The organism is Clostridium sp. (assembly GCF_040797585.1).
Lineage (GTDB): Bacteria > Bacillota > Clostridia > Clostridiales > Clostridiaceae > Clostridium_Z.
Window position 1 is genome coordinate 1 of sequence record NZ_JBFNEO010000135.1, and the last position, 7,816, is coordinate 7,816.

The 7,816-nt window shown below is 30.3% G+C and carries 8 protein-coding genes; 7 read left to right on the top strand and 1 reads right to left on the bottom strand.

Annotated features, from left to right (window positions below; all coding sequences use genetic code 11):
* Positions 1-39 precede the first annotated feature (39 nt).
* The 7 genes from AB2369_RS09260 to AB2369_RS09290 all read left to right on the top strand — a co-directional run bounded on the left by AB2369_RS09260 (position 40) and on the right by AB2369_RS09290 (position 6,714).
* On the top strand, positions 40-396 hold the full coding sequence (locus AB2369_RS09260) for an ArsR/SmtB family transcription factor (RefSeq protein ID WP_367666199.1): 357 nt from the start codon (positions 40-42) through the stop codon (positions 394-396).
* A 13-nt stretch (positions 397-409) separates the two neighbouring features.
* Positions 410-2,827, top strand: coding sequence for a heavy metal translocating P-type ATPase (locus tag AB2369_RS09265; RefSeq protein WP_367666200.1), 2,418 nt, complete (start codon positions 410-412; stop codon positions 2,825-2,827).
* Positions 2,828-3,063: 236 nt separating this feature from the next.
* Complete coding sequence (locus AB2369_RS09270) at positions 3,064-3,942, top strand: sensor histidine kinase (protein ID WP_367666201.1); 879 nt, start codon at positions 3,064-3,066, stop codon at positions 3,940-3,942.
* 120 nt (positions 3,943-4,062) lie between these two features.
* On the top strand, positions 4,063-4,554 hold the full coding sequence (locus tag AB2369_RS09275) for an NfeD family protein (protein WP_367666202.1): 492 nt from the start codon (positions 4,063-4,065) through the stop codon (positions 4,552-4,554).
* Positions 4,555-4,594: 40 nt separating this feature from the next.
* Positions 4,595-5,578 carry a flotillin-like protein FloA gene (gene floA, locus AB2369_RS09280; RefSeq protein WP_367666203.1) on the top strand — a complete coding sequence of 328 codons (984 nt, stop codon included), beginning with the start codon at positions 4,595-4,597 and terminating at the stop codon, positions 5,576-5,578.
* A gap of 18 nt (positions 5,579-5,596) precedes the next feature.
* Positions 5,597-5,980 (top strand): hypothetical protein, encoded by a 384-nt coding sequence (locus AB2369_RS09285; RefSeq protein WP_367666204.1) that lies wholly within the window; start codon positions 5,597-5,599, stop codon positions 5,978-5,980.
* Positions 5,977-6,714, top strand: a complete 738-nt coding sequence (locus AB2369_RS09290; RefSeq protein ID WP_367666205.1) for a LytR/AlgR family response regulator transcription factor — start codon at positions 5,977-5,979, stop codon at positions 6,712-6,714. Before AB2369_RS09285 ends, AB2369_RS09290 begins: the two co-directional genes overlap by 4 nt.
* Before the next feature lie 224 nt (positions 6,715-6,938).
* Here the strand turns inward: AB2369_RS09290 and AB2369_RS09295 are convergent, their stop codons facing one another.
* Entirely contained in the window at positions 6,939-7,445 is a 507-nt protein-coding gene (locus AB2369_RS09295; RefSeq protein ID WP_367666206.1) for a ferritin, read from the bottom strand.
* Between the last annotated feature and the right edge of the window lie 371 nt (positions 7,446-7,816).

Sequence of the window (7,816 nt, forward strand, 5' to 3'; positions counted from 1 at the left end):
CATATGAATAGATATTCATATGTTTAGAGGAGGGGAATAATGGAAAACAAAATAGACTCTTGCAAATGTAGTGTTATACATGAGGATGTTGTAGAAAAGGCTAAAAATTCATTACCAGAGGATGAGGTATTATATGACTTAGCTGAATTATTTAAGGTTTTTGGAGATAGTACAAGAATTAAAATAATATGTGCACTATTTCAGGATGAAATGTGTGTTTGCGATATATCATCACTTTTAAGTGTAAGTCAGTCTGCTGTATCTCATCAACTTAGGGTACTTAAGAATGCAAGACTTGTTAAAAATAGAAGAGATGGAAAGGTTATTTATTATTCTTTAGCGGATGATCATATTAAGAAAATATTCCACCAGGGATTGGATCATATATTAGAGTAAAGGGGGGGAAAGAATGATTAAAAAACAATTTATTTTAGAAGGACTAGACTGTGCCTCATGTTCAATGAAAATTGAAGATAGGATATCGAAGATAGAGGGGACAAAAGATGTCACTTTAAATTTCGTAAATAAAACATTAAGTGTTTCATTAATAGAAGAAAATTCAAAGAATATAGAAAGCAATATAATCTCTATAGTTAAGGAACTAGAGCCAGACGTGAAGGTTGTACCTAAGAATAAACCTGCTAGAAAGCCACAAATAAAAAAGCCAGTAAGAGTAGTTAATGGTAGCAGTAAGGTAAATGACTCTTACAATATAACTTTACTTTTAGAAGGATTAGATTGTGCTAGTTGTGCAGGAAAGATAGAAAATCAGGTTGTAAACCTTAAAGGTATAAATGATTCTTCCTTAGATTTTGTATCTAAAAAACTAAGAGTTAAACTTTCAGAGGGTTCAGGGAATGAGAATATAATAAAAGATATAGAGGATATAGTTTATAGGCTAGAGCCAGAAGTTAAGGTTATTAATATAAGCAATAATCCTAGAAATAAAGTTAGTAAAAAGAAAGAAACATTTAAGGAAGAAACAGAGGATAACTCAGAGATAATGAAATTTGCAGTAGGAAGTGCATTCTTTGTTGCTGCATTAGTTCTTAAAAATATGTACTGGTTATCCACTACATTTTTCTTCATAAGTTATATATTAGTAGGTGGAGATGTACTATTAAAAGCAGCAAAAAATATAGTCAGAGGTCAAGTTTTCGATGAAAATTTCTTAATGTCCATTGCAACTCTTGGAGCTTTTGCTATAAAGGAGTATCCAGAGGCAGTAGCTGTAATGATATTCTATAAAGTAGGAGAACTATTCCAAAGTATGGCAGTAAATAGATCAAGAAAATCTATTTCAGATTTAATGGACATAAGACCAGACTATGCTGTTGTAATAAGAAATAATAAAGAGATAAAAGTGTCTCCTGATGATGTTTATAAAGAAGAGATAATTATAGTAAAGCCAGGAGAAAAGGTACCACTAGATGGAAAAGTAATTGAAGGTAATGCTCAATTAGATACTTCAGCACTAACAGGAGAGTCCCTTCCAAGAGATATTAAGGAAGGTGATGATATTCTAGGGGGATTTATTAATAAGAATGGTATATTAAAAATAAGAGTTACCAAGGAATTTGGAGAGTCGACTATATCTAAAATACTTGATTTAGTTGAAAATGCTTCAGCGAAAAAAGCACCTACAGAGAAGTTTATCAGTAAGTTTGCTAGATACTATACTCCAGTGGTAGTAATATGTGCAATAATGTTAGCATTTTTACCTCCTATTATATTGGGGGATGGAAGTTTTGATCAATGGATATATAGGGCTTTAGTTTTCCTTGTTGTATCTTGCCCATGTGCTTTAGTAGTGTCTATACCTCTAGGATTCTTTGGTGGCATAGGAGCAGCTTCTAAGAATGGTATACTTATAAAGGGAGGAAACTACTTAGAAGCACTTAAGAATGTAGAAGCGGTAGTATTTGATAAGACTGGTACTTTAACAAAGGGTGTATTTAAGGTAACTAAAATAAGTAATGAAGATTGGATAAGTGAAAAAGAACTTTTGGAATATGCTGCTTATACAGAAAGCTATTCTAACCATCCTATAGCCACATCTATAGTAGCTGAGTTTGGCAAGAATATAGAAAAAGATAAGGTAAGTGCTTTCTATGAACATTCAGGACTTGGTATAGAAGCTATAATGAATGGAAAGAAGATTTTAGCTGGAAACAATAAGCTTATGAGTAAAGAAGAAGTAATATATAAAGAAGTAGAAGAGCCAGGAACTGTTATTCATATAGCCGTAAATGGGATTTATGGAGGATATATTTTAATATCTGATGAGATAAAAGAAGATTCAAAAGAAGCTGTAAAGAATCTTAAATCTTTAGGAGTTAAAGATACTATAATGCTAACAGGAGATAGTTCAAGGGTGGCTAAAATAGTTTCAGAGAGCTTAGGACTTACTAGGTTCTATGCAGAGCTTCTTCCACAGCATAAAGTTGAGAAACTAGAAGAAATAGATAGTAGAAAGTCTAAAGAAGGAAAGATAGCCTTCGTAGGAGACGGAATAAATGATGCTCCAGTTTTAGCAAGAGCTGATGTTGGAATAGCTATGGGTGGAATTGGCTCTGATGCAGCTATAGAGGCAGCTGATGTTGTTATAATGACAGATGAACCTTCTAAGATAGCAAAGGCAATAACTATAGCTAGAAAAACTAGTAATATAGTTTGGCAAAATATAATATTCTCTTTGGGAGTTAAAGCTGTAATACTAATATTTGGGGCTCTTGGATATGCAACCATGTGGGAAGCTGTATTTGGAGATGTTGGAGTAACCTTAATTGCAGTACTAAACTCTATGAGAGTATTAAGAATAAAATAATTTTAAATATGACTTAAATCTAAAAGTAGTATTTAATTTTAAAATAGGATTATAGATTAAATAAATATTTTTTATCTAATGACTACCAACTGTAACAATTTTAAATAGGAGTCAAAATATTATATTTAAAAAAGGAAATCTAACTTAGGTTAGATTTCCTTTTTTAGACAAACTATTTTTTTATCATATGTTATAATAATGTAAATTCTTTATAGCATTTAAGCATGAGGTGACCTATGAAAAAAAATAAAGTAAGTATAAAAAAACTTTTAATTGCATCAATAGCAGTAAACTTAATCTTAATAACTACTTTAGCTTTTATAGTTATATATAATTTGATTTTATATAAGGTAGATGGCTACCACAGTTTTTCTTATATAAATGATGGAGTTATATTTTATGTAATTATATTTACAATATGTGCTAATATATATTTCACTATTAAGTTCTTATATTCTTCTATATTTAAAAGTGGAAAAAATGAAGGATTTATAGAAACTATAGATCATTTGAGTAACTTAAATAAAACTCTAAGAAGTCAAAGACATGATTTTGTTAATCATCTTCAAATAACATATAATCTCATGGAGCTTGAGGACTACGACGAAGCAAAGGACTATATAGAGAAAGTATATGAAGATGTAATAAGAGTAAACAAGGCTCTAAAAACTAAAAGTCCAGCAGTAAATGCCTTGCTCCAAGCAAAGCTCATTCATGGAGAAAAAAATGATATAAAGGTAAGTCTATATGTAAGTACAAGTCTTAAAGATCTCTCAGTGCCAGACTGGCAGTTTTGTAGAGTTCTTTCAAATATAATAGATAATGCTATATTTGCATTAAATCTTAAAGGAAATAATAAAGAGCTTACTATTGAAATACTAGAGGATATAAAGACCTATAAATTCATAATTTCTAATAATGGACATAAGATATCAGATGAACAAAAGAGTAAGATTTTTAACACAGGATTTACTACTAAGGGAGATGAAGGAACAGGTATGGGGCTTTCTATTGTTAAGGAAATAGTAGAGGAATATAATGGAGAAATAAGTTTCTCTAGTGATGATAATATTACTTCATTTAAAGGAAGTTTTCCTAAGAGTACAATATCCTAATAAGACATTTAATATTTAAAAATGTATTATTTAAAGAGTAGATATTTTTAAGTTACTTAAATAGATGTATTATTTAGTTAAGGAAAGAGTAAATTAAATTAGAAGGGTGGTGTAGCCATAGTGATAGAGTCATTAATAGGAAGCATTACTATTTTACAAGGAATGTTGTTTGTCATAGGACTAGCTCTGGTTATATTAGAGATGTTTATACCAGGTTTTGGTGTACCAGGGATACTTGGAGGGGTTGTTCTATTAGTAGCCATATTATCAACTGCTAATACTGTAGCTCAAATGGTACTTCTTACAATAATAATATTAATAATATTAGGTATAGCCTTTACTATAGTCTTGTATTTATTTACAAAAGGAAAAATAAATACTGTGGTATTAGAGGAAAAGTTAGATAGAGAAAGTGGCTATATAGGAACTGAAGACTTAGAATATTTTATTGGTAAGGAGGGCTTTGCTACCTCAGTTTTAAGGCCTTCTGGAACAGCAGATTTTCAAGGCGTTAGAATGGATGTGGTTTCTGAGGGGGACTTTATAGAACTTAATGAGAAGATAAAAGTTATAAAAGTTCAAGGAAGAAGAATAGTTGTAAAAAAGATATAAATAATAAAATAAATAATAAATTAAAAAAGAGGTGTATTTTATGGATAGTATAGTTGGAATTAGTATACTGGTAGCATTAGTAATTATATTCCTAATTCTTTTCTTTACTTTTGTTCCTTTAGGGCTGTGGATCTCAGCAGCTGCAGCAGGAGTTAAGGTAGGTATTATAAATCTTATAGGTATGAGACTTAGAAGAGTTTCACCTAGTAAAATAATATTACCACTTATAAAATCTACTAAGGCAGGACTTGATATGAGTGTTAATCAATTGGAAGCACACTACTTAGCAGGGGGTAATGTAGATAAAGTGGTAGACGCACTTATAGCGGCTCAAAGAGCAGATATAGAGCTTTTATTTGAAAAGGCGGCAGCTATAGACCTAGCAGGGCGTGATGTCTTAGAAGCTGTAAAAATGAGTGTTAATCCAAAGGTTATAGAGACACCTAATGTATCAGCAGTATCTAAGGATGGAATAGAACTTCTTGTTAAGGCTAGAGTTACAGTAAGAGCTAATCTTGAAAGATTAGTGGGAGGAGCTGGAGAGGCTACTGTTCTTGCTAGAGTAGGAGAAGGTATTGTAACCACTGTAGGTAGTGCAGCAGCTCACAAGGAGGTTCTTGAGAATCCAGATTTAATATCAAGGGTAGTCTTATCTAAGGGATTAGATGCAGGAACAGCTTTTGAAATTTTATCTATAGATATAGCAGACGTAGACGTTGGAAGAAATATAGGGGCTCAACTTCAAACTCTTCAGGCAGAAGCAGATAAGAATATAGCTCAAGCTAAGGCAGAGGAAAGAAGGGCTATGGCAGTAGCCCGTGAACAGGAAATGAGAGCAGCAGTGGTAGAAGCAGAAGCAGAAGTTCCAAGGGCTATGGCAGAAGCTTTAAGACATGGGAAGCTTGGAATAATGGATTATTACGATATGCAAAATGTTGTGGCAGATACTAAAATGAGAAATAGTATATCAAACTCAGATAGTGGATCAGAGATAAGACTTTCAAATGATAAGAAAGATAAATAATTATAAAGGGTGATATCTATGGGAAGCCTAGGTGAGCTATTTGGAGAATTTGGGGAAGATCTATTAATGCAAGGCGTTAAGGTTGGGAGTAAAAAGATCTTTAAAGAGGATAATAAAGTTATAAGTAAGTTAAAAGAAGATATTATTAAAGAAAATAATAAGCAATTTGAAGAAGAGTCTATTTATGAAGAAGAAAAAGAAGAGATTCTTTATAAAAAAGAAGAGCAAAAAAGTTATATTTCTCCTAAAATCTCCAATGTAAGTATAAGTTATTCTGAAGGGATAAATTTAGATAAAACTTCTTTAAGAAATGCTATTATTCTAAAGGAAGTTTTAGATAATAAGAGAATAGAGAGAAGACGAAAAAGAAGAAATAGTCCGTTTAGGAGTGATAGACTTTGAGCTTAAAGGTACTAATAGTTGATGATGAAGAGATTATGAGAAAAATCCTAAAAAAAGCAGTAGAAAAGTCTAAGGAATTTAATCTTATAGCAGAGGCTTCAAGTGGTGAAGAGGCTATAGAAATTTTTAAAATAGAGAAGCCTAATGTAGTTTTCTTAGATGTTGAGATGAAGGGAATGAATGGAGTAGAGTGTGCTAAGATATTAGTAGACATAGACTCTTCTGTAAAGATAATATTTGCAACAGGATATAGTGATTATATGACAGAAGCTTTTGAGGTATATGCTTTTGATTATATAGTAAAGCCCTTTAAACTAGAGAGAATATATAAGACCTTGGATAGAATAAGGGATTTAACAGAAATAGAAGTTCCTAACTTACCATTAATCAAAGAAACCTTAGGCTTTACTAGACTTATTGTAAAGAATAAAGATGGTATAAATTTTATTGATATGAAAGATATAACTCTTGTTCAAAGAGAGCAGGGATCTACTGCCATATATTTAGATGATGGAAATAAATATATAACCTCTGAAGGACTTTTAGATATTGAAGAAAAGCTAGATAAGAATATATTCTTTAGAAGTCATAAATCCTATATAATAAATTTAACAAAGATAAGTAAGATATATCCTTATGGAAGATGGACTTATGTGGTTAAGCTTAAAAATATAGAAGAAGATGCACTTTTAACCCATGAAAAATACGAGGATATAAAAAGGCTTTTTTCATAGAAAAAATAAAGCAGAAAATTCCATTGACAAAATAAAATATTTTAAATATACTTATCATTGTGATTTGAGAACTTTTAGGCATTAGGGATTTAATATTGATAGTATTTTATTTTTTATTTCGTTGACTTAAAAAATAAAAAGGACTTATGTATTAGAGTTGAATACATAAGTCTTCTTTTATGTTTAAATACAATATTCTACAGTATTCTTAAGTATAAATTTTATTAAGCTGTTGGAGGAGTAAAGGTTCTAGTTGCAAGCTCATCATCTAGCATATATAATCCAGTTGGATTTCCATCTACTCTCTTTAATCTCTTTAATATAGTGTTGAAAGTATTTTCTTCTTCAACTTGTTCATCTATAAACCATTTTAAAAGACTTATAGTAGCATGTTCTCTCTCTTCATTAGCAAGGTCTGCAAGGTGATAGATTCTCTTTGTTACAGCCATTTCATGATCATATCCGTGAGAGAATAAATCAATAACACTTTCATAATTAGCTACAGGTTTTTCTATAGCTTCTAAGTTAACAGATCCACCTTTTTGTATTATATAATCATAAATTTTCATAGCGTGAAATAACTCTTCTTGAGCTTGAACTCTAAAGAAATTAGCAAAGCCTCCAAAATCTTGGTCATCTGCATAAGATGCCATAGCTAAATAAGTATAAGAAGAGAAAAACTCGAAATTTAGCTGATTGTTTAAAGCTTGTAAAAGTTTATCGTTTAACATGTTTATCACTCCTAATTAAAAGTATTATTTGATAATATATATTATTATTATAGCAATATATATATATGTTAGCAAATTATGCATAAAACTCTATATAAGTATTTAAAAATCAGTAGTTCTAATTATTAGATACTTACTTAAATACAGTATCTGCAATTTTCTTGTTCATAATACTTATAATATTTAGGATAAACACAAGGATTTATAACATACTATAACTATATCAATGATTGTATGGGGTTACTTATATAGAAAATTGATTTTTATAGAGCTATATAAGATTCATATCTTTATTTATACCATATTACATTATAAAAGTTTTTAGATATTTTTATAAAACTTTTATAATAATTTTTGCTAAAGTATATATT